The organism is Tenacibaculum sp. 190524A02b, assembly GCF_964036645.1.
In the GTDB taxonomy this organism is placed as follows: Bacteria; Bacteroidota; Bacteroidia; order Flavobacteriales; family Flavobacteriaceae; genus Polaribacter; species Polaribacter vairaonense.
Window position 1 is genome coordinate 1 of record NZ_OZ038525.1, and the last position, 26,490, is coordinate 26,490.

20 protein-coding genes are annotated in these 26,490 nt (G+C 31.3%); 6 read left to right on the forward strand and 14 right to left on the reverse strand.

Translation table 11 applies throughout. The features are described 5' to 3' along the window. Genes dnaA through ABNT65_RS00015 form a run of 3 tightly spaced genes read left to right on the forward strand, consistent with a single transcriptional unit; the run spans position 1 to position 2,595 of the window. On the forward strand, positions 1–1,425 hold the full coding sequence (gene dnaA / locus ABNT65_RS00005) for a chromosomal replication initiator protein DnaA (RefSeq protein ID WP_348704049.1): 1,425 nt from the start codon (positions 1–3) through the stop codon (positions 1,423–1,425). 24 nt (positions 1,426–1,449) lie between these two features. Beyond that, complete coding sequence (locus tag ABNT65_RS00010) at positions 1,450–1,890, forward strand: low molecular weight protein-tyrosine-phosphatase (RefSeq protein WP_348704066.1); 441 nt, start codon at positions 1,450–1,452, stop codon at positions 1,888–1,890. Beyond that, positions 1,891–2,595 (forward strand): SAM-dependent methyltransferase, encoded by a 705-nt coding sequence (locus ABNT65_RS00015; protein ID WP_348704048.1) that lies wholly within the window; start codon positions 1,891–1,893, stop codon positions 2,593–2,595. A 12-nt stretch (positions 2,596–2,607) separates the two neighbouring features. On the opposite strand, the gene ABNT65_RS00020 is transcribed toward ABNT65_RS00015, so the two are convergent. The 5 genes from ABNT65_RS00020 to ABNT65_RS00040 form a co-directional block, all read right to left on the reverse strand. Then, positions 2,608–3,159, reverse strand: a complete 552-nt coding sequence (locus ABNT65_RS00020) for a peptidoglycan-binding protein LysM (protein WP_348704047.1) — start codon at positions 3,157–3,159, stop codon at positions 2,608–2,610. Positions 3,160–3,584: 425 nt separating this feature from the next. After that, complete coding sequence (locus tag ABNT65_RS00025; protein ID WP_348746810.1) at positions 3,585–13,352, reverse strand: RHS repeat-associated core domain-containing protein; 9,768 nt, start codon at positions 13,350–13,352, stop codon at positions 3,585–3,587. A gap of 301 nt (positions 13,353–13,653) precedes the next feature. Further along, positions 13,654–14,037, reverse strand: a complete 384-nt coding sequence (locus tag ABNT65_RS00030) for a nucleoside triphosphate pyrophosphohydrolase family protein (protein WP_348702576.1) — start codon at positions 14,035–14,037, stop codon at positions 13,654–13,656. An 11-nt stretch (positions 14,038–14,048) separates the two neighbouring features. After that, on the reverse strand, positions 14,049–14,750 hold the full coding sequence (locus tag ABNT65_RS00035; protein WP_348702575.1) for an HAD family hydrolase: 702 nt from the start codon (positions 14,748–14,750) through the stop codon (positions 14,049–14,051). A 3-nt stretch (positions 14,751–14,753) separates the two neighbouring features. Continuing rightward, positions 14,754–15,482, reverse strand: a complete 729-nt coding sequence (locus ABNT65_RS00040) for an SDR family NAD(P)-dependent oxidoreductase (RefSeq protein ID WP_348702574.1) — start codon at positions 15,480–15,482, stop codon at positions 14,754–14,756. A 109-nt stretch (positions 15,483–15,591) separates the two neighbouring features. Between ABNT65_RS00040 and ABNT65_RS00045 the strand changes: the two genes are divergently transcribed. Continuing rightward, positions 15,592–15,783 (forward strand): hypothetical protein, encoded by a 192-nt coding sequence (locus ABNT65_RS00045; RefSeq protein ID WP_348702573.1) that lies wholly within the window; start codon positions 15,592–15,594, stop codon positions 15,781–15,783. Here ABNT65_RS00045 and ABNT65_RS00050 read toward each other — a convergent pair. From ABNT65_RS00050 to ABNT65_RS00065, 4 genes are all read right to left on the reverse strand, one after another. Next, the gene (locus tag ABNT65_RS00050) at positions 15,780–16,700 is read right to left on the reverse strand and encodes an ion channel (protein ID WP_348702572.1); all 921 of its coding nucleotides are present in this window, start codon (positions 16,698–16,700) and stop codon (positions 15,780–15,782) included. The two genes, ABNT65_RS00045 and ABNT65_RS00050, sit on opposite strands and share 4 nt — an antisense overlap. Positions 16,701–16,773: 73 nt before the next feature. After that, a complete protein-coding gene (locus ABNT65_RS00055; RefSeq protein ID WP_348702571.1) occupies positions 16,774–17,199 on the reverse strand; it encodes a hypothetical protein in 426 nt (141 codons plus the stop codon). 84 nt (positions 17,200–17,283) lie between these two features. Further along, positions 17,284–19,323, reverse strand: coding sequence for a dipeptidyl-peptidase 3 family protein (locus ABNT65_RS00060; protein ID WP_348746811.1), 2,040 nt, complete (start codon positions 19,321–19,323; stop codon positions 17,284–17,286). A 99-nt stretch (positions 19,324–19,422) separates the two neighbouring features. Next, a complete protein-coding gene (locus ABNT65_RS00065) occupies positions 19,423–19,983 on the reverse strand; it encodes a DNA-3-methyladenine glycosylase I (protein ID WP_348702569.1) in 561 nt (186 codons plus the stop codon). Positions 19,984–20,077: 94 nt separating this feature from the next. On the opposite strand from ABNT65_RS00065, the gene ABNT65_RS00070 reads away from it, so the two are divergent. Both ABNT65_RS00070 and sppA read left to right on the forward strand, forming a co-directional pair. Then, positions 20,078–20,485: a DUF6146 family protein gene (locus ABNT65_RS00070; RefSeq protein ID WP_348702568.1), complete on the forward strand. Its 408-nt coding sequence runs from the start codon at positions 20,078–20,080 to the stop codon at positions 20,483–20,485. 50 nt (positions 20,486–20,535) lie between these two features. Further along, positions 20,536–22,281 (forward strand): signal peptide peptidase SppA, encoded by a 1,746-nt coding sequence (gene sppA / locus ABNT65_RS00075; protein ID WP_348702567.1) that lies wholly within the window; start codon positions 20,536–20,538, stop codon positions 22,279–22,281. Between the two features lie 79 nt (positions 22,282–22,360). Here sppA and ABNT65_RS00080 read toward each other — a convergent pair whose 3' ends face one another. The 5 genes from ABNT65_RS00080 to ABNT65_RS00100 form a co-directional block, all read right to left on the reverse strand. Then, positions 22,361–23,137 carry a hypothetical protein gene (locus ABNT65_RS00080; protein ID WP_348746812.1) on the reverse strand — a complete coding sequence of 259 codons (777 nt, stop codon included), beginning with the start codon at positions 23,135–23,137 and terminating at the stop codon, positions 22,361–22,363. Positions 23,138–23,242: 105 nt separating this feature from the next. Further along, entirely contained in the window at positions 23,243–24,880 is a 1,638-nt protein-coding gene (gene groL, locus ABNT65_RS00085; RefSeq protein WP_348737222.1) for a chaperonin GroEL, read from the reverse strand. A gap of 84 nt (positions 24,881–24,964) precedes the next feature. Next, positions 24,965–25,240: a co-chaperone GroES gene (gene groES / locus ABNT65_RS00090; protein ID WP_348702564.1), complete on the reverse strand. Its 276-nt coding sequence runs from the start codon at positions 25,238–25,240 to the stop codon at positions 24,965–24,967. 172 nt (positions 25,241–25,412) lie between these two features. After that, positions 25,413–25,754, reverse strand: coding sequence for a preprotein translocase subunit SecG (gene secG / locus ABNT65_RS00095; protein ID WP_348702563.1), 342 nt, complete (start codon positions 25,752–25,754; stop codon positions 25,413–25,415). Further along, positions 25,754–26,488 carry a hypothetical protein gene (locus ABNT65_RS00100; protein WP_348737221.1) on the reverse strand — a complete coding sequence of 245 codons (735 nt, stop codon included), beginning with the start codon at positions 26,486–26,488 and terminating at the stop codon, positions 25,754–25,756. Before ABNT65_RS00100 ends, secG begins: the two co-directional genes overlap by 1 nt. Positions 26,489–26,490: the final 2 nt, after the last annotated feature.

Below are 26,490 nucleotides of genomic sequence, written 5' to 3' on the forward strand. Positions count from 1 at the left end.
ATGACTAAGACAGCTGAAGCAGTTTGGGTTGAGTGCCTATCTTTTATAAAAGATAATATAAAACCACAAGCTTATAAAACTTGGTTTGAGCCAATTAAGCCTATCAAATTATCGGGGGAGGCTTTGACTATTCAGGTTCCTAGTAAGTTTTTTTATGAGTGGTTAGAGGAGCACTATATTAAATTATTACGCGTTGCCTTAGTTAGGCAGTTGGGTAATGATGCCAAGCTAGTTTATGACGTTCGAATGGAAAATACGTATAGTAGTAACAGTCCTCAAACTGTTAAAATTCCTAGTTCAAATAGAAATCCTATCAAACCACAAAAGGTAACAGTTCCCATTGAGTCAAAAAGAGAACTAAAAAATCCTTTTGTAATTCCTGGATTGCAAAAAGTGAAAATAGAGTCTCAATTAAACCCTAACTACAATTTTATGAATTTTGTAGAAGGAGACTCTAATAGATTAGCAAGATCGGCAGGAATGGCGGTTGCAAATAAACCAGGAGGTACTTCTTTTAATCCATTATTAATTTACGGAGGTGTTGGTTTAGGAAAAACGCATTTAGCCCATGCAATAGGAGTAGAAATAAAAGATAAGTACCCAGATAAAACTGTCTTGTATATTTCTTCAGAAAAATTTACACAACAATTTATCGATTCTGTTAAATCAAATACAAGAAATGATTTTATTCATTTTTATCAAATGATTGATGTGTTAATTATTGATGATGTTCAATTCTTATCAGGTAAGGCAGGTACACAGGATGTGTTCTTCCATATTTTTAATCATTTACATCAAAATGGAAAACAGGTTATTTTAACTTCTGATAAAGCGCCTGTTGATATGCAAGATATAGAGCAAAGATTATTATCTCGTTTCAAGTGGGGATTATCAGCTGAACTACAATCACCAGATTATGAAACTCGAATTTCTATATTACAAAACAAGTTATATAGAGATGGAGTAGAAATGCCTGAGGAAATAGTAGAATACATTGCAAAGAATATAAAATCTAATGTAAGAGAATTAGAAGGTGTAATTATTTCTATGATTGCACAAGCTTCTTTTAATAGGAAAGAGTTTACAATTGAGTTAGCGAAACAAATTGTAGATAAGTTTGTAAAGAGTACTAAGAAAGAATTATCAATAGATTATATTCAAAAAGTAGTTTCTAAATATTTTGATATGGATGTAGCTACTTTACAATCTAAAACACGTAAACGTCATATTGTTCAAGCAAGGCAGTTAGCTATGTATTTTGCAAAACGTATGACAAAATCATCTTTAGCAAGTATTGGAAATCAAATAGGGCAGAGAGATCATGCTACGGTATTACATGCATGTAAAACTGTAGATAACTTAACAGAGACTGATAAACAATTTAAAAAGTATGTTGACGATTTAACTAAAAAGTTAACATTATAAAATAAATATATCATGAAAATACTAATGGTTTGTTTGGGGAATATTTGCCGTTCCCCATTGGCCGAGGGTATTTTAAAGTCTAAAGTATCTTCTGATTTTATTCAAGTTGACTCAGCTGGGACTGCTGGTTATCATGAAGGAGAGTTACCTGATAAGCGATCTATTGCTGTTGCCCAAAAAAATGGAATAGATATCACAGATCAACGTTCTAGAAAATTTTCATTAGCTGATTTTGATACCTTTGATGTCATTTATGCAATGGATGAGAGTAATTTTCATAACTTAGTTTCACTGGCAAGAAATGATGAGGATGCTGGTAAGGTCAAAATGATTCTTCAAGAAATATATCCAAACGAAAATTTAAGTGTGCCAGATCCTTACTACGGAGGTGATAAAGGGTTTGAAAATGTATACAATATGTTAGATGAAGCTTGTGAAATAGTCGCTTCAAAATTTGTAAATTAAATGAAAGGGAAATTATACTTAATTCCAACTACACTTGGAGATACTGAACCTTTAGAGGTGATGCCGATATCTGTAAAAAAAGTTATAGAGAAATTAGAACATTTTATTGTTGAGAATGAAAAATCAGCAAGAAGGTATATCAAAAAAATTACTCCGACAAAGTCGCAACCTTCTTTACAGCTTATGTTGTTAGATAAATATTCTGATGAGTTAGAGACACGAAATTATTTAGATGTATGTGAGGACGGAATATCTATAGGGTTATTATCTGAAGCGGGAGTTCCAGCAGTGGCTGATCCTGGTGCGACCATTGTAAAACAAGCACATGAAAAAGGTATTCAAGTAATTCCCTTGGTAGGTCCATCTTCAATTTTATTAGCTTTAATGGCTTCAGGTATGAATGGACAGAGTTTTGCTTTTAATGGGTATTTACCTATAGATAAAGGTGAAAGAAAAAGAGCTATTAAAGATTTAGAAAAATTATCTAGAGACAAAGACCAATCTCAAATATTTATTGAAACACCTTACAGGAATGAAAAAATGTTAGAGGATTTACGTTCGGTATTGGCACCAGATACCAAAGTTTGTGTTGCCTGTGACATAACTTTACCAACAGAATATATAAAAACACTTACTGTAAAAGAATGGAAAAATGTAAAAACCGATTTACATAAACGTCCAGCTATTTTTATAGTGCACAGGTAAACCGGTTTTTGCTTATACTAAAGGGGATTTGTTTGGGGGAATGTCTGATACATTGTATCCTGAAAACTTTTTTAAATATTCTTCTATGGTTGTACCAAAAGCATCTTTAAACTGGAATTTTCCATTGGTACGTAAAAACTTTTTAACATTGCCAGCTCCACTTAAATGAGCAGCAGCTAGAATACCTGATTCTGTTATAAGTATTCCTTTAATTTTTTTACCAACACTTCTTCTAATATCCTTTCTAAGAATCCATTTATTAACTTTACAAAGAGCTATAAATGTTCTTTCTTGTAATTCTGGGTTCTTAAGAAAACGTTGTGTGTTATATATTTTAAATCTTTTTAAGGTAGATTTTCCAAATTGGTATTTTCCTAAATAACCAAGTTTATTGATAACCGTATATTTACCTTGTGATTCTTTAAAGCCAAGGGCTTCTTTAAATCCAATAAAATCTTTTTGTAAAAAAGGGAAATTGAATTCCTTTATATCATCAACTTTGATGATAGGTAGTGTAGTGGTTATTTCTTTTTTAGCAGGACTTAATGTAAAACTCGTTAACAAAGTAAATCCAGTAATAGTTAAAACTAAATGTTTGATAATTAGTTACTTTCTGTTTAGCGGGGGCAAATATATAATAAAAAATACAAATAACTAATAATCAGTTGTTTGTTGTTTGTTGTGCTTTTTTGTTTTTAATAGTTTAATGGCTTTTTTTTTATGGATTCCTTTTTTAAAGTGTAATTTTATCGGTTATTATTTGTTTTTTGTGTTAATTTTTTGCGTATAAAAATTTGTTAATTATTTGTGTTACTTGTGATTCGTATTTGGGTATGTTTACGAACAAGTACATTTTTTGATAGAGTAATCTTTTAGAGTTAAATGTGTTTTATAAGAAGTAGTAGATTTATAAATAAGATTTGTACTTATAAGTAAAAAAACAGCCTAAATCTTAATTTAGGCTGCTTTTAGTTTTTAATTATAGTTTTTTATTCAGGAAATCTTTCTAATAAATGAGCTTCTTGTCCACTTTGAATTGCTCTTGGCCCTGGTTTGACACTAAAAGCTCTTGTCCTGTTTTGAGCTGTTAGTTTACCGTTAACTTTCTTAAAAGCAGGGATGGACGAGTCCTGATTTGTATTTACTTCGGTGCTATATACATCCCATCCTTTTTCTCTATTCTTTACAAACACATTATCATAATGAAAACTAGGATTAGCCCTACCATTAGCTGATGCAGATTCCATCATTCTTTGCTCTTCTAAGTTATCACCGTAATCTTCCCATGCAACTCTGGCTTTTGGTTGAGCTGTAGCGCCTGGGAGTCCAGATGATGCCCCATAATTTTTTAGGGTTTTACTATTTAAGTCATGGTAAAAAACATCATTGTCTCCTACAGGTCTTACCTCTATTGCACAACCATTCATTGGTCCTGTGAAAACACATGTTCCTGCTGGTACATCTTTAGGGACTTCCATATAACCAATACCCCCAGATTGAAATGGGAAATAGTAGTCATTCCCCATAGTATTTGGAATTAATTTTATGTTATTTGCTCCAGTTATATGACTTGTTACTTCTGTAGAAACTCTTGTTCCTCTTGAAAAAACTTTACTACCTTCAATTGTTGTTGCACTTTTGCTTGAAAGATTAGCAGCTTCGGTACCATCAACAATAAAACCTTTATTAGGGAATATTGGTGCCATTCCAGTTGGATCCACAAGGTTAATAGGGTTATTACTAGTGTAAGTGTACGGTGAGTAATTGATGTGCTTAGGATCAGGAGTTAAGAATATTTTCTTAACAGGATGGTATAATCTAGCTTTAAAATTATACAATCCAGTAGCTTGATCGTATTCTTGCCCAGTATATAAATAGGTTCCTAATTTGTGTTTCACCTCGGTTCCTTGATGGTTAGAGTATAAAATTTCACCAAAAGGAGTGTATTTATAGGTTTCTTCTACAATACCCTCTGAAGCATTAACTACATTACGTAAACTACTTTGGTAATCACGTACAAAGAAATAGGTTTTACCTTTGTAAAGCATAGCTATAGGAGCATACTGAGCCCCATAAATATACGTTTTATCCCATGAGGTATTATCTACATTATCCGTAAGTTTTTCAAATAAAGGTAAATTACGAGTTCCAAAAATATAGGTTAAGGTATCGTCAATACTAAGCCCATGTTTAGAAGTATATTTACGTGTTTTTTGGACTCTTCTATTGTTCGCATCGTATAAGAACTTCACTTGATTTTGCCCGTCAAATACTTTATGAGTTTTACGAGTAAAGATATCGTAGTCTAATTGGGTGTTCAGTCCTAAAGGAGTTTGTCCAATTTTAGTGTACAACCCAATTTTACTAGCAGTTTCGGTAGCGCTTTGTAATTTATTAGTACCTTGTTTGTAAGCAAAATTATTAGTTCTTCCAAATACACTAGATGACTGAGAGGTTAAATTACCATTGGTGTCGTAATCAAATTGGAATCCATCAATACCAGCTCCGTTATGTCTTTCAGCAAGAGTTAATCTATATTGATTGTCATAGGTGTATTCATACCTATCAATAGGTTGCCCTTCTTGCTGTTCTGTTTTACGCATAATCATTCCTTGGTGATAGTTGCCGTTTACTGTGTATTCAAGATTTTCCTTGAATAGGGTTTGAGCACCATTGAATTCAGTATTAGATTCAGCTACATGTTCTTGTAAGGTGTATTTCTGAGTTGTATTTAACACGCCGTTTCCATGAATTGTTAGGTTAATCTTACCATTTGTACCATATCCATATTTAGCATAGGCAAAAGGATTTGTATTGGTTCCTATACCATATAATCTACCATTTTGATCATAGGTATAATCTACAGAAGTACCATTAGGATATACAATGTCTTTAATTTTACCATCATGATTATAATGATATCCAATAAGCCCTTGCAAATCTCCGTTAATATAAGTAGCTTTTCTAGTGACTTGTCCTCTGATATTATAGGCATACCTGGTTTCTATTTGCTTGTCATTGATTAGACGTGAAGTATGTGTAACTTTTCCGTTAGACTTGTCTACGTTATTTTCAAAACTATCATACTGCCAAGTTTTATGAATAGTTTGTTTAATATCTGCTAACCATTCAGTGGTGTTGGCAAGGAAACTCATTTCTTGTTTATTAAAGTTACCAGGCACGTTTATAACACCAGCTTCAATAGGACGGTTAATAGGGTCATATTTAGTATAACGCCACTTAATATTTGTTTTTGATTTAGAGAAGTTATTAGCAGAAGAAAATACGGTTAGCCCTTTATTATTTTTAATTACATAGTTTCTTCCTTCATCTACGGTATTTGTATATGCTTGGTCTCCTATTAAGTCTATATTAACACGTGTGTTTTTATATTGATTCGGAGTGTTATTAGTATGTGAAAGCGGTAATCTTCTTTGTATTGTTTTATTACCGTTAGCATCATAGATATACGCATAACTACTAATCGAGTTTCCGTTTTGCATGGCTGTAGCTCTTCCAAATAAGTCTTTAACAGCAGCTTTATCATTATTACGAATCTCAGTAGAAGAAGTTTTAAACTTTAGTTTATTAGCATTACTAATACCAATAGCCGTTTCTAAAGAAGCCCCTAAAGCGTCTTGGTAGCCAGTTCTTTTGGTGTTTTCAGTATCCTGATTATTTACCCCTGGCATTGTGGTTGCGATGACTCTTTGTAGAGGGTCATTGCTGTATTTAGTTTGTGTAAATAACCTACTAATATCAAGATGATCTTCTATTTTGTAATCATGATTATTTTGTTGGCTAAAAGTTTCATAAAGAGATACAAAATTTCCTTGTATGTTTCCATCTTGTTCATTGTACTCAATAAAGTTTTGCTCATAATTAAGTCTAGGGTTTAAATGGTACAATGGTTTAGTTTGTAACATAGGTTTTCCCCATCCATTATATAGTGTAGCTTGTACAATTTTACCAATTATTTGGTTTTCACTATTGTTAAACCAATATTGGTGTTGTATATTTCTAGCTAATCCGTCTTTATAAGTAATATCTACCACAGGATCTTTACCCGTTAATAGATTAGATACCGTACCATTGATTTGTAAGTTCGTATTGGCATTAGGAGCCCTAAGATGTGCTTTAATTTCACCATTTACATAAACAACAAGTACATTATTTTTTTGAAGAATTAAAATATTCTTACGTTTATCTATGTCAAAACTACCCCAACTAGAACTAATAGAATTTCCTGTTTTTTGAATACGTTGATTTCCTTTAGTAATAGTAAAGTTATCATTAGCAGTGAATGCTATAGCAAATTCATTCCCTAAATCATTAGCTGGTATATTAGTAGTACCAGATACATCTCCTAGATAAGTAGCTTTATTTTGGAAATGGATTTTCATATTAGAGTTTGGCTGATTAACATCATAGCCATCTTGATTATGGGTTATAAAACGACTATATCCATGATGGGTGAAATCCATAGTTCTACCTGTATTATCAATAGAAGCCATATGTTGTTGCGCATCATCTAGTATATGTGTAGTAGTTAGCCCATTATTAGCAACTTGATGTGATAACATATCATTATCGTCCCAAGCAGAGATCGTTGCTGTAGTTCCTATTGGTCTTATTAAAATATCATCAACAAGTACATTATTTCTAAAACTCATATAGGGTACTTCATTAGCAGGAAGTAATTCTTCAATATATTGCCAAGTATTTGTAGCGATATATCTATTTTTTTCACTAATATGGTTTAAAGCACCAATAAAAGCTTTGTTATTATCATCATTAGTATCTGTAGAGTTATTCTTTTTAATCCATAAAGAAACTAAATACTGTAGGTCATTTCTTTTAGATAATTGAGTAAACTCTTTACCAGAAGAATTGGTAGCTAACACTAAGCTTTTATTCCCTGTATGTCCTTTGTTTATAAGGCTCCCAGAGAATGGAGTGTTATTTGCATTTTCAAAATCATAAAACAGTGTTCTTTTAGCACCTTTATGAGCATTAACACCATTAAAGGTAGCTATAGGTTTTTTGTTTAACGGGTGTAATACTACACTACTATAGGTATCATCAGTATCATACCAACTTAGAGGTACCCCAGTGGTAGTATCTCTATCTTCAACAGTTTTAGTACGAATCCAGTTTACAGCATAGCCACTTGGTGTTTGTTTTGAAATACTGTTAGCATTATTAGCTTGTGTAATGGCGTTACGGTGATGCTCCGCTATTTCTTTAATATTATTTTGGTGCTGCTGATGTTTAGCCGAGATATCCTCAATATTTTTTCTAATTTTATTGTGAAAATTAGCTTCAAGATTATCTGGAGTTACTCTTTTTTGTTCAAGTAGCCTTAAATGTTGTTGTAGGCTATTTAAAGAATTCTGGTAACTATTAAAATTAACATTAGCTAAACCATGTCTGGCAGTATCATGCTTATTTTGATCAAAGTTTTCAATCCCCCCATTAAAAGCATTTAAGCTATTGTGTAACGGATTTTCTTTACTAGTTTTAAAAGCATTATAGGTATCTCTTTCATTTTTTAAAGCTTGTTGAATATTTTGAAGAACAGGCTTTAAATCATTATCATTAGCAACTAATCCAAGTAATGATTCACGTTTTTTATTAATATCAACTTGATCTTGTCTAATATCTCTCTCTAGTTGAGTAAGAGCATTACGAAGACTGCTAATGGTTTGTTTAGCTTTCTCAATTTTAGGGTGATTAACCCCATAAGCTATACCAAACCCAATAGGCCCTCCAATCCAACCAAGTGCAATTAAATCTTGATATTTATTAATATTACGATATTGTTGATTGATTTGTTTAATTTTATCATTAGCTTGATTACGCGAAATCCTTTGGTCACTTCTAAGCGAGTTAATATCAGAGGTTAACTTGTTTTCTTCAGCCTTGTTTTGAGCTAAGCTTTGTTTGTAAAAATCAATATTTTTAGCTAAGTCTAATAAGTCATCATGAAGTTGTTCTATATTATCTTGAATTTCATGTTCTTTATGATGCGCTTGATGAGCGGCTCTTTCAGCTCCATGATAATCACCAATAATTGTGTGGTATTGGGCTACTTTAGTATCATAGTTTTCTATTAAAGTAGCCTGATTATTAATGTTACTGGTTATTTTTCCAATAATATTTTCAGGTAATGCGTTAGGAGCAAGTCCGTTTGCATTAGCTAAGGTATAGAAGTCTTTCGGTGCGTGAATATCTTTATTATTAATCCTAAAGCTTTCATAAGCAACTACATTTCCTCCAGTTATTTTCTCAGGATCATTTCCTTGTTTAACTGTATTAATAGTGCTAAAAGGCTCTTGAATACGATTTACTTTTCTTAAATCATCGTAATGTTCAAAAGCATAGGTATGGTATTGATTATGTTCTTCAGTAGCGCCTTGCGTAGTATATCCTTTAGAGGTAGTTTTACGGGTAATTAAACTATGTTTCGCAAATTTAAATTCTGAAGTAGTAACATTAGCTACGCCATCTATAGTGTTTATTTTCTTTACAGGACGCGATAAGTAAATTCTGTTTTCTTGTAAATGTGCTCCATCTACAGGATGTCTTAAATCTTCTTCCCATACATTATAATACGTATGATTACTAGCTACTACTTTTTGATTGGTGTTATAAGTTAGTGTAGCATAAGGATGTCCATATAAAGTGGTAATATTACCATTGGAATAGTTTTGAGAGTCGTCACTATGAATGCTTTGATACGTTACCAGTGTATTGTCTTGCAACTTTAAGTCATTACTTTTAGTAGGATATCCTTTTCTATGATCTTTTCCATAGGTGTTATATCTGTTGTAAAAATAATGTTCAATATATCCACCATCAGTAGTTGTTAAACTAACATCAGTATTTACTTTAATATCTTTACTGGTAGGTATATCAGTAACTTTACCATATAAGGTAAGATGTGAATTAGCATCATAAGCAGCAGAGTTACCATCATATAAATAATGATGAGCACTTAGTTTTTCGCCACCTTGCTTTATAGTTACTTTGGTAACAGGGTAGTCATACAGTTCATTGTCTAAATCTAATCCAGCAATTTTATGTAATACTACCTGAGTAGCATCTTTATAAGCAGGTCTATTGCTTCTAGCTCTTTCTTCAGCAGTACTCCCAATTAAAGGTTTAAACTGTTCGGTATAGGCATTCTTTTGTACAAAACCTTTATTAGTAATAGGTCCGTAACTAACATAAGCACTCGCACCAATAGTTGCACTTAAAGAATCTTGATGTACAGTAAGGTTACTGTTTTCTATAGTTTTTGTATCATATACCTTACCATTTCCTAGTAACTTAATATGATTTTCAATACCATGTGTAGTTTTTAAGGTATATGGAACAAAATTACTAACGATGTTATTAGTTCCTCCAACAATATCTTGATCAATTCCATTAGACTCAAAGAAGTCATTAGAAACTCTTTCCCATTGTCCTGTAGGACTTCTGTGAAAAAGTTTTCCATTTACAGAAATATAATTATTAGCAATAGAAGTACTCTTATGGTTGGTTCCCATAATATCTTTTACTAGTTCTTTAGCAACAGGTTCCATTACCATAGTAGCAACTTGAGCAATATTGGCAGCATTATCAATTAGCTGTATGGTTTCTTCCGCTAGCTCTAAAGCTTCCCCTAATCCAGGAAGTACTAAAGTAACTACTTGTACAATAATGTTTACAATTTCTACCGAAACATTAATAGCTTCATCCACAAATTCAGGAGCCGCAATTTGTTCTTGAGAAGCCTTGTTAATTAAAGTCCATCCATTAGTATTAGGATCGTATTGATAAAATTGAGGCGTTTTAAAAGCTTTGTCATCGCTTTCTGTTAAAGTGCTTACCACATCATTGGCAAACCCACTTGTATAATAAGGAGAAGAGAATTGTTTACCTAAAAACTGGTTTCCATCATAACGGAAGGCATAGTTCTTACCATCTTCCGCATCCAATCCATTGTTAGAACCTACTAATAAACTATGTGCTTTACCTATTTTATTAATAACATCACCAACTACAAAACTTTCTACACCGGTTTGTCCAGCAGCAGCATGTAGAAATTCTAGGTTAATGTTTTCAAAATTTTCATCCCATGTAATTCCATAGGTCATATTAATTTTCTTCATATCAGGAACAAACCCGCTAATAAGATTTCCTACTAATGGAATATCACCTACATCGGGAAGGTTTTCATCAAGGTTGTCATAGGTTTGTAAAACGGCAAAACTATTTCCCATTTTTACATCTAGCTTACCATCGCGTCCCATAATAGCAGATAATCGTTCAGCCGCAGTATTATGGAGGCTAATAGTTTTAGCCGCCGCTGCTTTTTTGTTTATTTGTTGCCCATTAGTTGTCCAATTCCTATTTTCATCATGATGGAAAATGGTGATTTCTGCATTGGTACCTTGTGAGTCTGTAACTACGGCTAAAATCATATTGTTCTTGGCAGTAATAGCAGAACGATGGTCTAATCTGTTTTCTTCATTTTCAGGTGCATTAAATACCCCATCAAAAGCATTTTCTAAAGCATCCTTACCTTGTTTAAAAGCAATAGTGTTGTTAAAGTTGGCATTTAGTTTAGTCATTTCAATATTCCAAACCAAACCATCCCAAGTATAGATGTAAAGAAAATCTGTAAGCTCATCTAATAAAGCAACAAAGTTTGTTCCTGATTCAAAAGAGAAGAATTTACTGGTAAGATTAGCTCTTTTAGAAATGTTATTCCAAGTACCAGGGACTAGTTTATTTTTTTGAATAATGTTTACTTCAGAACCTCCGTAAGAAGTAGTTAAAGCAAAGAAGTCATCTTGTAAAACAACATGGTATTGTTTTCTAGGGTTGTTAGCTTCATCTTTTTGACGTTGTTCATATAGCTTTTTTTGATCTACAATAAACTTTTGTTGATTAGTACCAAAGCCTTCGATAATAAGATTAACAAGTTGTTCAGCCTCTTTTTCAAAAGAAGCAGCAATATCAAGTACCACATCTTCTATTAGTTTACCTTGACCTTTAAACCAGTCTTCAATAGCTTTTCCTACTTTTCCATGTGCTAAATCATCCCCAGTTCTGTATAGTGTTTTTCCAAAATCAGAAAACCCATCATTAAGCGCATTAATTACTCCGTTTAACTGTTGTCCACCAGGTGTTTTTCCTAAAGCTTCAAATAATTTTCCTTTAGCTTGTTTAAGTATTCCTTTAGAGTATTGATCTTTAGCAGGGTATCTATCATAAAAATAACCATTAAAAGTACCTAAATCTTGTTCGTTCCAACGATCTCCAATCCATTGGTATACTTTTACATGACTCTTTCGTTGTGTTAAATCCTGTGATTCAAAAATAGCTACTACATAATCATTTCCGTAAAATAATTCAGGAGCACTCCAACGAGAAGTCACTTTATATTTATCATTAAAAGGCGCTTTAGGGAAAGTAATAGGCAAGGTTTTACTAGCACCTGTTATTTTTTGTTTTCCATATTGAAAGGCATAGCTAACACCTTCAGGCATATTTTCCTGCTTAATAGCTCCAAATAGTGCCCCGTTAGTAGAATTGTATAATTTAGTTTCAGCTTTAGTAAGCCCAGCTTTTACACCATCAAAAGTATTGATTCCAAAATAATCAAAGGTTTTAGCAGGCATATAAGGATCATCCTTAGCGTCTAGATAATGAACACCTTTTAACAGTCTTTTTTGTAGTTCTGTTCCTTTATTTAAAAAGGTATATTCAAGATTTATTTTTTTTATCTGTTGATCTTTTCTGTTCTTAAGTGTAATTACACTTAGGTATCTATCTTCATAACGTTCTTGGTAGGCATCTCTATCGTTATCAGTACCAGTTCTGCCATTTTCAGTATGTGGATCACTATATTCAAAAGCCTCCTTTTTTTGATAAGTATAGTTTAATGTTTTACCACGAAGTCCTTCTACTTTAGCTAAATAAGAAGCGCGTGTATGAGTTCTACCACTACGTCCAACATTTTCATTAGTAGTTTGGTAAAAAAACTTTACTTGTTCTCCATAAATATCTTCAATAGCTGAAAGATTATAGGATATAGGGAATTTAGTTTGATTGGTAGGATCTACTGAACTACCAATCCAGTTTCCCCATTTTACATTGTATTCATTACTATTAGCATGGTGTTGAGTAAACGAACCATCCCCATAAATGTAAATTTGTCCATCAGGCATAAATAAACGCCATTGCTTATTGGTAGTATGGTATTTTACAATCCAATTGTGCTTTTTAGCAATTCTATAAGTTTTTTCGTTATTGCTTTGTTCTATAAAAAGAAGCGGATAGGTGGCTCCTTGATTGTAAAGTAAATATTTATCATCTTCTAAAGTACCAGTTTGTTGGGTTAATCGTATGATTCTGTTTTCTGGGTATTCCCAACCTAATCCTAAAGTACCTTGTTTTTGCGAACGATTCCAGGTAGCAGCCTTTTGTGCTACTCCTTCACTGTTATAAGAAATAGCAGCTTGATAGCCTTCAACAGCTAATAAAGATTCTTGTAAAGTAACATTACCAGTACCTAAATCTAATTGATTTACGGGTAATGCTCCTGTTTTTTGTTGTAATGTTTGTTGTGAGGTAAGCATCTGTTTTTGTGCATATGCATTAGCATACGAAGCAGGTGCATTGCCTAAAAAGATGAGTAAAGAAAAGAAATAACTTCCCCATCTTTGTAGTACTTCTTTTTGAGAAGGCCTTGTTGTAATCATAAATTTTAATTTTTACTGTTAAGCCCTAGCTTGTTATCTTGTAATAACTTTTAGGGGCAGGCAAAATTAAAATCGGTAAAATAAATTAATTTGACTTAGATCACATTTTCATTTTTTGAATACATAAAAACGATTGTTTATCGTTTTTAAAAAGCAATTTATTTATAGGATATTTTAAAACAAAATTGGAAAGAGTAGGGGAAGGAGATGGTTGATAATCTTAGATATACTTATAGAGCTATAGCATATATAATATTTTTATTAACGTTATACATACTATAGCTAGCTTTTGGTTAAAAAATTATTTGAATATACTTTTTATATCTGGTTTAAAATAGTTAGGTCCCTTTAAAACTTTACCATCTTCACGATATATAGGCTTGCCGTCTTCACCAAGTTTACTCATATTGCTACGTTGTATTTCATTAAATACTTCTTCTATTTTATGTTGCATCCCATGCTCAATAATAGTACCACATAAAATATAAAGCATATCACCTAAAGCATCAGCTACTTCAATTAAATCATTATTTTCTGCTGCTTCTAAATACTCTTCGTTTTCTTCCTTCATTAAATTATAACGGAGTAGATTGCGGTCTTTACCAATATGAGCAGTAGGTTGTTTTTTAATCCCCAAACCAAAGGCTTTATGAAATTCATGTACTGCATTTATTTTATCTTTCATATTAAGTGTTTTTATAATTGAATAGAAGTAGTAGAGGAAATACCTAATTTTTTTTCAGTTTCTGCTAAACTAAAGTTATCCCAGTTACTAATATGATGTTTAATATTCATCTTATTAAAATCTGCTATGTTTTTATCATTAACACCAACAAAATGAATGTCTAAGTTTTGCGCAGTAGTAACATCCCATAAACCATCTCCAAAAGAAATAATGTGCTCAAAGTTATTTACTTCATAATAAGACTTAGCCTTTTCAATAGCAGATTTAACAATACCTTCTCTCGTAAAAATGTTATTAGAACTTTCTAATACTTCAGGAATTAAATGAATACCGGCTTGCTGTAATTTTAAATAAGCAGGTTGTAAAATAGAACCTGTAGCAAAACATACAGCATAATTGGTTTCATTAATAAAATAATCTACAATAGTTTGAGCCCCATGTAGTTCAATCGTATCGGGAAAAGTCAAAAAATGTTCTGTCATTACCTTTTCAAACTCTTCAATTAAATCAAAGCTAAAAGTTTTTTTATGAGTTTTCTCATAATTAACACTAAAAATGTAACTGTCAGTAGCATTTTGATAGTTTCTCCAGTCGGTATCAATTTCAGTAATATCAAAATATTTTAAGGCATGTAGCAAAGCGCTAGTATGCTTTTCTTCACTTTTAGTTAAAGTATCATCAATATCTAATACAATAAGATTTTTCTTGGTCATGATTTATGTGGCTAATTTTAGGATTTTTGAAGGAACTATTTTTAATACCCAAGCAATGAGCATCCATCGTTTTGAAATATAGGCAACACGCTTTTTTCTATTAATGGCAGTATAAATTTGTTTACAAGCTTTTTCTAAAGGAGTTAACCAAAAAATACCATCACCTAAAGCCATGTCTGTATCTACATAGCCAGGTCGTATATCTGTGATGAATACTTTTTTAGATTTAATGGATTTTGTTTTAATATATAGACTTTCTAAATAGGCTTTTTGATAGGCTTTAGAAGCAAAATATGCAGGCGCAAACCTATTACCTCTTAAAGAAGCTATGGATGAAATACCTACTAAATGACCAAATTGCTGTTCTTTAAACAAGTTGTAAGCTAAATCATATAACTTGGTAACACCAACTACATTAGTTTGTATAGTAGTATTTTCTTTATCCCACTCTAATTTAGTATTGGTGTATCCAACTCCAGAAGACTGTATAATTACATCTACCTCACCTAATTCACTTACCAACTCATTAAATATTTTTTCAACATCATCAACCTCTTGAATATCATTTTGTTTGAATATGATGTTCGCAGGGTATTGTTTTTTTAGTGTCTCTAATTTTTCTAAACGCCTACCGGTAATTCCTACTTTATAACCATCTTTTACTAAAAATTCAGTTAACATTTTTCCAATACCAGAAGTGGCTCCAAATACAATGGCGGTTTTAGTATTCACAGGTTGTTGTATTATTTAGTTAATTGTTAATAGAATCTTTTATGAAAACTTTTATAGAGTGTTTTACCAAAATAAAATCATTCTTTAACTTTGCTAAAAATACAATTTTATGTTTACTACAGGTAGAATAATTTTTGCAAGTTTATTTGTTGTTGTTTTTGTGGGAGCAATGGTATTCAGTTATAGAAAAGATGCAAAAAATAATAAAAAATACTATCAAAACGGAGCTTTATTCACCGCTATAGGAATTGTAGTAACTATTTTATTACTATTCTTGTTTAAATACATAACAAAACACTAGCTCATTTTTTCAACATTACTTAAAGTAGTGTGATCTAAAACAGTAAAGCCATCTTTGTTAAAAGTAGAGGAGGGGCTAAACTTTACATTAGCTTGCATTTCAGAAAAATCATAGGAACTTGCTTGGTATACAGTTTGGCCAAAGGATTCTTCATGGTACTTCAACAAAATGTATATTTTAGCATCTAAATCTTGAATTTCAAGAGCAGAATATTTACTTAACGGGCTTTTGTCATCTATTTCATGAACAATAGTCCATACAGTAGGTAAATACATTATTTTGTCACGTTCCAGATTTAATCGGTAGTAGTTACGATTGTAGTTTCCAGTTTCATCTTTTTCATTTACAGATAAGGTAACTGTAATTTCAGGCTCAATCATTACCGTTTTTCTATTATTCATTAAACGAAACATAATAGCCTGCCCTTCTTTAAAATCTCTTAAAATTAAGTTACTACTAAAACGAATAGCGGCTTTGGGTTTAGAAAACCGACCATACAAAAGCCCAGTAATAAAAGAAAAACAAAGCAATCCTATTAATGCTTCAAAAGCAGCAATTATGTTGGCTGATATTCCTTGCGGAGCAATACCACCATACCCAACAGTGGTTAATGTTTGTGCACTAAAGAAAAAACCATTTAAAAAGTCATCAAAAAAGTTACCTTTAGAAGGAGTGATTTCTTCTATACCAATCAGTGTATAAATAAACCCAAAAAGAATATTTAATAATACGTAACCAAGAAATACAAAAAAGAAGAATCGATACCAAGATAGATTGATAAAATAGGTATACAAATCATCAATATTAAATCTTTTATTAACATGAATTACATTAGAGCTACCATCTCTATTAATCATCCCCCGGATGTTTTTATGAGATTTGTATCCAAACCCTGGGTCTTTTGCCTTTTTTGCCATACTACGTTATTTCGCACTAAAAATACAAAACCCATTTAAAAGTTGTACTTTCTATAGGGTATGATGTTAAAGATTATTTGATGCGTTCTAACCAGTGTTTATTGAAGTTTTTATAGGCTATATCATTAAACAAAGTTTTCAGTTGGATTGGCTCTCCAATTAAACAACCAGAACAAGTGTACACTAAGCCTGCTGAGTTTTTAATTTTTGAAATTAACTTTTTAGTATTGAGAGTTAATTTATAATAACCAAGTTTATTAAGCTTTTCCAATGATATAACAGCTAAGTATTGTTCAGCATTAATTTTAGAATGTAACATGTTAGTTATTTTATGATACTTCTTTTTTTTCAATATCCTGTCTATTTTTTTTACAGGAATAGTTGGTTGTCCTAAAAAATAACAGGCAAAACCAACACTGTTTTGTTCATTATATTTTTCTTGAGATTGTATATTGAATGAAAGAAAAAAAAGTAAAGCTAATAATATGTTTTTTTTCATAATAATTTAAATAATTATAAGCGTTAAAAATACAAAACCGACTCTAAAAAGAATCGGTTTGTAATAATTAAGGATAGTTTTATATTAGTTTTTAATAGGTAAAAAACTATAATTTTTTGAATAGAAATACATTTGTTCTTCAAAAGTATTTGGTTGTACTATTTTAATATTAGTAATAGTTCCATTCTCATCTTTAACTGGCGTTAATACAGGGTTTACAAAACCACTATACGGAGCAGATTTAAATTGTGAATTTCTCTCTAAAACTTCTTTATGTAGTTGTTGATCCACTTTTACACCATAGCCCTCTACTAAAGCTTTAGCAGCTTCAAAGTCACCTTCAGATTTTATTCTTTGTGTTTCTTTTAATAAACGACCAAAAATTTCACGAAGCTTTCCGTAATCATTTACATTATAGTAAGTTTTACCATCTTTAGTAACCTTTTCAATTACATTTTCTTTTTTACCTTGCTCAAAAGACCAAGAAGATACCCATTGGCGGTTTACCATATGATCTTCTTCAATGTCATCTCCTAAATTAATTCTGATTAATTGCGTCATTAAACCATTTCTGATATAACCATCATAAGCAGCTTCACCAACTTTTTGCCAATTGTCAACCAGTCCAAGTTCTTGTAATTTAGGATCCATTAAATAATAAAGCCCAACTAAATCAGCTCTACCTTCTTCCATAGTAGAAGCATAGTTTTTTAATGTTTCTTTTGGTTGACCAATACCTTTATTTATTTGTCCAGAAGCATGCCCAATAACCTCATGTAAAGCTGTGTGTAATTTGTCAGCTAACTTTCCATATTTGATTTCTAAATCAATTTCTTCAGCATCGTAAGCAAATTCTTTTAAACGTCCAGTTCCACCAGCGTTGTTATAAGCACCAATAATATTTCCTAAAGAAACAGATTTAGAACCATGCTGTTGACGAATCCAATTATTATTTGGTAAGTTAACTCCAATTGGAGTAGAAGGAGAGGCATCTCCAGCTTCTCCAGCAACATTCACTGTTTTGTAAGAAACACCTACTACATTTTGTTTTTTATGAGCAGAATCTAAAGGAGAATTATCCTCAAACCATTGCGCATTGTCAGATAAAACTTTCATTTTCTTAGACATATCAAAATCTTTGATTTGGACTATAGTTTCATATGAACCTCTGTAACCTTTAGGATCATTATATACTTCTATAAAACCATTAATCCAATCAATATTTCCTTTAGTAGAAGTAACCCAAGAAATTGCGTATGCATCCCAAGTATCTAAGCTACCAGTTTTGTAATAGTCAATTAACAAACCTAGTGTTTTAGCTTGTGCCTCGTTTTCAGCAACTTCTTTCGCCTTTTCTAACCAAAAAATAATTTTATCAATAGCTTGGCCATACATTCCGCCAGATTTCCATACTTTTTCTACTAATTGTCCGTTTTCACGAACTAATTTAGAGTTTAAACCAGCTTCTACAGGTTTACCTTCTGGACCTTTATAGGCTTTAGCATAGAAGTTTTCAACATCTTTACTTGTAATATCTGGTCCGTAAAAGTTGACAGCGGAAGCTAATACATTATCAACACCAGCTTTTTTGTTTACTTTCTTGGCATCTTTATCGTTAAAAATAACCTCTAAAGCGGCTGGAGATAATTCAGTACTCGTTTGTTTTAATAGTCCTTCTAAATATTCTTTAGTAAATTCAGGTTTAATTTTGTCATTAGAGTAATGGTGATGAATACCGTTAGAAAACCACACTCTTTTTAAATAGGTGGTAAAAGCAAGATATTCATTTGTGTTTTTGTCACCAGAAAAATTAGTATTTATGTTTTCTAAGGCTTTTCTAATTTCAAGATTGTGACGATAGTTTTGATCCCACATTATGTCTCTACCAGATAAACCTGCCTGAGTTAAGTAATAAACTAATTTTTTTTCTTTTAAAGATAATTCATTAAAACCAGGAATTTGATAGCGTAATACCTTGATGTCAGCAAATTGTTCTACAACATAAGAAAACTCCTTTTGAGTAGTTTTTTTCTCAGTTACCGTAGCTTCTTTTTTAGTGTCAACTCTGCAAGAAGTTAATATTCCAGCAGAAGCCACAATGCAAAGCGCATGTTTTAAGTTCATGTATGTACTATTTGAGTTAAATTTAGAAGGTAAAAGTACAAAAATGAAGGAATCTTATGCAGGCATAGTAAAATTAAGTCTTTAGCTATAAATCTATGATTAAACTTCGTTGTATCTAAAACAATCCGTAGTATGGTCATTAACCATACCTATAGCTTGCATGTATGCATAAATAACAGTAGAACCTACAAACTTAAAACCTCTCTTTTTTAAATCTTTAGAAATTTTATCGGATAAGTTAGTAGTAGCGGGTACTTCTTCTCTTTTATGATATGTGTTTTTAATAGGTTTTCCTTTTACAAACGCCCAAATGTATTTAGAAAAAGAACCATATTCTTCTTGAATTTTTATAAAATATTGAGCATTGGTAATAGCGGCTTTAATTTTTAATTTATTCCTAATAATTCCTTTGTTCTCTATTAGCTCGTTAAATTTATCTTCTGAATAGTTAGCAATTTTATGGTAATTAAAATTGTCAAAAGCATGTCTAAAATTTTCTCTTTTCTTTAAAACAGTAATCCAGCTTAAACCAGCCTGAAATGTTTCTAGAACTAAAAATTCAAATAATTCATCATCATCATATACAGGAACTCCCCATTCAGTATCATGATATTCTATGTATAAAGGATCATTGGTAACCCAAAGGCATCTTTTTTTCATAGTGGTTTGTAGGTTTAGGAATTGTTAAAGAAGTTAAAAATAGATAAAAAATGGGATTTTTTTCGCATTTTTATATGATTAAATATTGTTGATTATGAAAATTTTAAGATATATACCAATAACTATCATTTTCAGTTTTTTAATTTATGCTTCCTGTTCTACTCCCATAAAAAAAAATAAAGAAATAAAAGAAGAACCTGTAGTAATTGCTAATGATAGTCTAGAATATGAAATTATTATTATAGATCCTGGTTTTACTGTTTATCTAAACACGGTTGCAAGACCTTCTGGATTTTACTCACAAAATTATTTGGAAATGAAAAATAGACTTTATGTGTTTGAATGGAATCAGCGTGTAAGGAATCCAAGTGTTTTTAACCCTAATGTTTATGAAAACCTTATAGACTATCAACCACATATTGATTATGGGTATGATGTAAATTATAAATTGTTTAATTATTTTGAGTTTGCACAGCAAAAATATAGCATGCGATTACGATAGTTAAACTTCTATCAAAAACGTATATTTGCCATTAATTTTAACAACTTACCATGAAGTTTTTACAAAATTTATTGGCCTCAATTTTAGGTTTTTTTATAGCACTTTTTTTAATATTTATCTTTTTTGCTTTAGTTGCTTCATTAGTTGGTGGAGGAAGTAAAGTTATTGTTGAACCTAACTCCATTTTAGAGTTAGATTTAACCACTTCTATAAAAGATTATGCGCCAAAAGATGAAAGTCCGTTAGCTCAAGCTTTAGAATTGACAAATAATAAATTATCATTAGATCAAATAATGAATGCTATTGATAATGCAAAAGAAGATGAAAACATAAAAGGAATAAGTGTTAAAACCTTGTATGTAAATGCTGGTATGGCACAAACACAAGCTTTGAGAAATAAATTAGAAGAATTTAAAGAAAGCGGGAAGTTTGTGTATGCTTATGGCGATTTTTTTGATCAAAAGAATTACTATTTAAGCTCTGTAGCAGATAGTGTTTTTATGAACCCATTGGGAGCTATAGATTTTAAAGGATTGAATGCAGAGATATTATACTATAAAGATTTTGAAGATAAATTAGGGGTAAAGATGGAAGTAATACGCCATGGAAAGTATAAGAGTGCTGTTGAACCTTATTTATCAAATAAAATGAGTGACGCCAATAGAGAACAAACATTATCTTTTTTAAACTCTATTTGGTCTGAAATTACTGATGATATAAGTATAAATAGAAGTATTTCTGTTACTAAGTTAAATGAAATAGCAGACAATTCAAATGGAAGAAATGCAGAATTAGCAGTAAAGAATAATTTAATTGATGGAAGTATTTATGAAGATGAATATGAAGTTAAATTAGGTAAGCAAGTTAACAAGGATTTTGATATGGTTACTATAGAAGATTATATAGCTTCAGGCAAAGGAAGAAAAAGTAGTTTATCCAAAAACAAAATTGCTGTTATTTATGCTCAAGGGCAAATATTTTATGGAGAAGGAACCGATAATATAATAGGACAAGGAATTATTAATAGAGCTATACGAAAAGCTAAAAAAAATAAAAGTGTAAAGGCAATAGTGTTACGAGTAAATTCCCCAGGAGGAAGTGCTTTAGCTTCCGAATTAATATGGAGAGAATTACAATTAGCAAAAGAAGAAAAACCATTAGTTGTATCTATGGGAAATGTAGCTGCATCTGGAGGGTATTATATTGCTAGTATAGCAGATAAAATAATAGCAGAACCTACAACTATAACTGGATCTATTGGAGTTTTTGGAACGGTTCCTAATGTTAGTAAACTAGCCGATAAGATTGGGATTAATGCAGAGCAAGTATCTACAAATGAAAGCGCAAATTATAGTTTATATGAGCCAATGAATAAAAAGTTTTATGAGGTTACAAAAGAAGGTGTAGAACAAGTGTATACAACTTTTTTAGAAAGAGTAGCAGATGGACGAAACATGACATTAGAAGAGGCTGATGAAGTTGCGCAAGGTAGAGTGTGGACCGGAAAAGAGGCTTTAGAAAATGGTTTAGTGGATTCTTTAGGAAGCTTAGAGGATGCTATTAATATAGCTGCTGACTTAGCAGAAATTGAAGACTACAGAATAAGAAGTTATCCCAATTATAAAAAAGATTTGAAAGAAACTCTGAAATTATCACCTTTTTCAAAAACAACTAAAGAAGAAATGGTAAAAGAGGTGTTGGGAGATGAAAGTTATGAAATGTATAAAGTAATATCTCAATTTAAAAACTTAAAAGGAATTCAAGCAAGAATGCCTTATGTGTTTGAAATAAAATAGATTTAAATATACCTATAGGTAAAAAGCCATGTTAACTTAGTCAACATGGCTTTTTTATATTACTTAATACTACTTCTGTTTATTCATAATAAGAAAATGAAACTTCACCTTTTTGAACTTCTCGTTTATTAATTGAAGTGATTATTGCTTTTGTAGGATAATTACTAGCATCATAAGTATATGCAATGTTTATGGTTTCTACTATTTCTCCTAAATCGTCTTTATAGATTATTTTTGATGGGTTATTCATAGGAAATAAAGCACGAGCTTTTATAATTTCAGTAGCTTGCATGTTTACACCTATATTTAAATCTACTAAATCTAAAACATCAATAATTCCTGCAGCTTCTAGTGTGTAGAAAAATAAGTTAGGAGCATTATCATAACTAACTTCAGCAGTATAATCTTTAACTACTTGAATATATGTTCCATTTTGATACTCATATTCTTTTTGATGAAAGATTATTTTAGAAGGATTTTTGTTAGTATCATATTCTAATACAGTACCTTCTTTAAAAGCTTTATATGGAGATTGATAAAGTTCTTCTAAATTTAGGTTTTCGTTAACATCATTTCCTTTAACGTTAATTAAGCTACCATTGTTGTCATAATCTAAGGATGAAGTTCTACTACCGTCAGCAGCAATAACTTTTTCTAGTTTTAGTTCACTGTCATAGATAAAATCTGTAGAAGCTTTTTTAGAAGTGTCGTTGGAATAATTGGCAGAGATGTTTTTCAAGCGCTTTTTAGCGGCATCTAGATGTTGTTCATTAAAATCTTCAGTTGCACTGTTACTACAACTAGTTGCCATAGATAATCCTAATCCAATAGCAGCTAAATACTTTAGTTTTTTCATAATTAATAAATATTAAATTGATTTATAGCAGCGCAAATGTAAAAAATAAAAAGAAAAAGCTCGCAATAGTTGCGAGCTTTTAAGTTATCTTATTGTTAAGGTATTTTACATCATACCTGGCATTCCACCACCCATAGGAGGCATTCCACCACCAGCAGGAGTATCTTCCTTAATATCTACTAAAGCACATTCAGTAGTTAAAATCATTCCAGATACAGAAGCTGCATTTTCTAAAGCAACACGAGTAACTTTCTTAGGATCAATAATACCAGCTTCTAACATATTTACATATTGCTCAGATTTAGCATCGTAACCAAAGTCCTTATCACCTTCTAAAACTTTATTAATAACTACAGATCCTTCTCCACCTGCATTTTCAACAATAGTTCTTAAAGGAGATTCAATAGCTTTGTTTACTATTTGAATACCTGTAGTTTCGTCTAAGTTATCACTTGTTAATGTTTCTAATACTTTTTTAGCTCTAACTAAAGCAACACCACCACCGGCAACAATTCCTTCTTCTACTGCAGCTCTAGTAGCATGTAAAGCATCATCAACTCTATCTTTCTTTTCTTTCATTTCAACTTCAGAAGCAGCACCTACGTATAATACAGCTACACCACCAGCTAATTTAGCTAAGCGCTCTTGTAACTTTTCACGATCGTAATCAGAAGTAGTCGTTTCAATCTGCGCTTTAATTTGGTTTACGCGAGCTTTAATTTGAGCTTCGTCTCCAGCACCATTAACAATAGTTGTATTGTCTTTGTCAATAGTAACAGTTTCAGCAGTTCCTAATAAATCTAAAGTAGCATTTTCTAAAGAGAAGCCTCTTTCTTCAGAAATAACAGTTCCACCAGTTAAAATAGCAATGTCTTCTAACATTGCTTTTCTACGGTCACCAAAACCAGGAGCTTTTACAGCAGCAATTTTTAAACCACCTCTTAATTTATTAACTACTAAAGTAGCTAAAGCTTGCCCATCAACATCTTCAGCAATAATTAATAAAGGCTTTCCTGATTGTGCTACAGGTTCTAATATTGGAAGAATTTCTTGTAAGTTAGAAATCTTTTTATCAAATAATAAAATATAAGGATTATCTAAATCAGCAATCATCTTGTCAGCATCTGTAACAAAGTAAGGAGATAAATATCCTCTGTCAAACTGCATACCTTCAACAACGTCTACATAAGTATCTGTTCCTTTAGCTTCTTCAACAGTTATAACACCTTCTTTACCAACTTTACCAAAAGCCTCAGAAATTAAGTTACCAATAAAAGCATCATTATTAGCAGATATAGAAGCTACTTGTTGTATTTTTTCAGAAGAATCACCTACCTCTTTAGCTTGTTTAGCTAAATCGTTAGTAATAGCTTTTACTGCTTTATCAATACCGCGCTTTAAATCCATTGGGTTCGCTCCAGCAGCCACATTTTTTAATCCTTCTTTAACAATAGCTTGTGCAAGAACAGTAGCTGTTGTTGTACCATCACCAGCTAGGTCATTTGTTTTAGAAGCAACTTCTTTTACCATTTGCGCTCCCATATCTTCTAGAGCGTCTTCTAACTCAACTTCTTTAGCTACAGAAACACCATCTTTAGTTACATGTGGAGCTCCAAAAGATTTAGAGATAATTACATTTCTTCCTTTTGGACCTAGAGTTACTTTTACTGCATTTGCTAATGCGTCAACACCGCGTTTTAAGCCTTCACGTGCATCAACATCAAATTTTATATCCTTTGCCATTTTTGTTTTAAATTTTAATCAATAATAAAATTATTGAAATGTTTTAATTAGTTTGTTTAAGTTCTACAATGTAAAAGTGTAGATTTAGATAATAGCGAAAATATCGCTTTCTCTCATTATTAAATAATCTTTCCCTTCAAATTTTAGTTCCGTTCCAGCATACTTTCCGTATAAAACAGTATCCCCAACTTTTACAGTTAAAGGCTCATCTTTAGTTCCTGTACCTACAGCAACAATAGTCCCTTTTTGAGGTTTTTCCTTTGCATTATCAGGTATAATAATTCCCGATGCTGTAGTAGTTTCTGCTGCAGCTGGTTCTACAAGAACTCTATCTGCTAAAGGTTTTATGTTTAATCCCATTTTATATATAAATTATGATTAAGTTTTATTTTTTATTTATGACAGTTGTTGGACAGAAATTATGCCAATGAAAAATTGCTGACATTTTTTCTAAAGTGCCCAAAAATGAAGTAAAAAAAATGCCAACGAATGACACGTTGACATTTAAATTATTTTATGAAATTAGACAGAATTACTTTACGCTATCTTTAGTTCCAGAAGCTGGAGTAGTTTCAGCAGGAGCAGTTGTTGTTTCAACTCCATCTAAAGTATTGTCTAAATCTGGAGCACCAGCTGCATTACCTCTTGGAATAGCAAAATTAGCTAACAAGATTAAAGCAAACATAGCAATAGCTAATGTCCATGTAGTTTTATCTAAAAAGGTATTAGTGTTTTGAACACCACCAATATTTTGACCGCCTCCACCAAATGATGAAGATAAACCTCCACCTTTAGGGTTTTGTACCATTACAATTAATATTAAAGCTATTGCAACTATCAAAATTAAAACTAAAAGTAAAGTGTATGTAGTCATTATTTATTGTTTTGTAAAATTTTAATTCTTTTAATTTGGTCTGCAAAGAAACCACTTTTTTCTGGATATTTCAAACTTAATATTTTATATGCTTGAATAGCACTATCATATTTTTTTTGAGCAAGGTAAACTTTAGCCAATGTTTCAGTCATTAATTGGGCATTTTGCTGACTTTCTGTAACCTTAAAGTCACTACTAGAATTTTTATTAGGTCGTGAAATTTTAGGGTTATTAGTTATAAAACGATTAATAATATCGTCTTTTTCGTTTTTGTTACTCTGAACGTTTTCATCTTTAACTGATTGTTCATCTCTAATTATAGGTGTTTTTGAAGATAATTCCAGCCATTTGTTAAATGAAAAAGCTTCACTTTTGGTAAACGCTAAAGGTTGCCCAATATTTAATTCTTCTTCAATTTTTTTTATTTCCTTTTCTTTTTTACTAGCAATAAAGTTATTTAAGCTAAATTTTGATTTGTCCTTCTTTTTATTTTTTTCATGTTTTAGAGAAGAAATAAAATCTAATAATACAGACCTATCTGTAGTATAGGCAGCTGTAATTTTTAGCTCATTATTGTATTTATAGTTGCCTAAGTCTTTTAATTTTTTTAGATAAATAGTTCTAGCAGATTGAAAATAAGGGTATTTGTCAATAATTGACTTTAATTGGTCAATATTCCCAATATCTTTATTTTCTGGGTTTATTAAAGCTTGTATGTATTGATTGGTGGTCATTT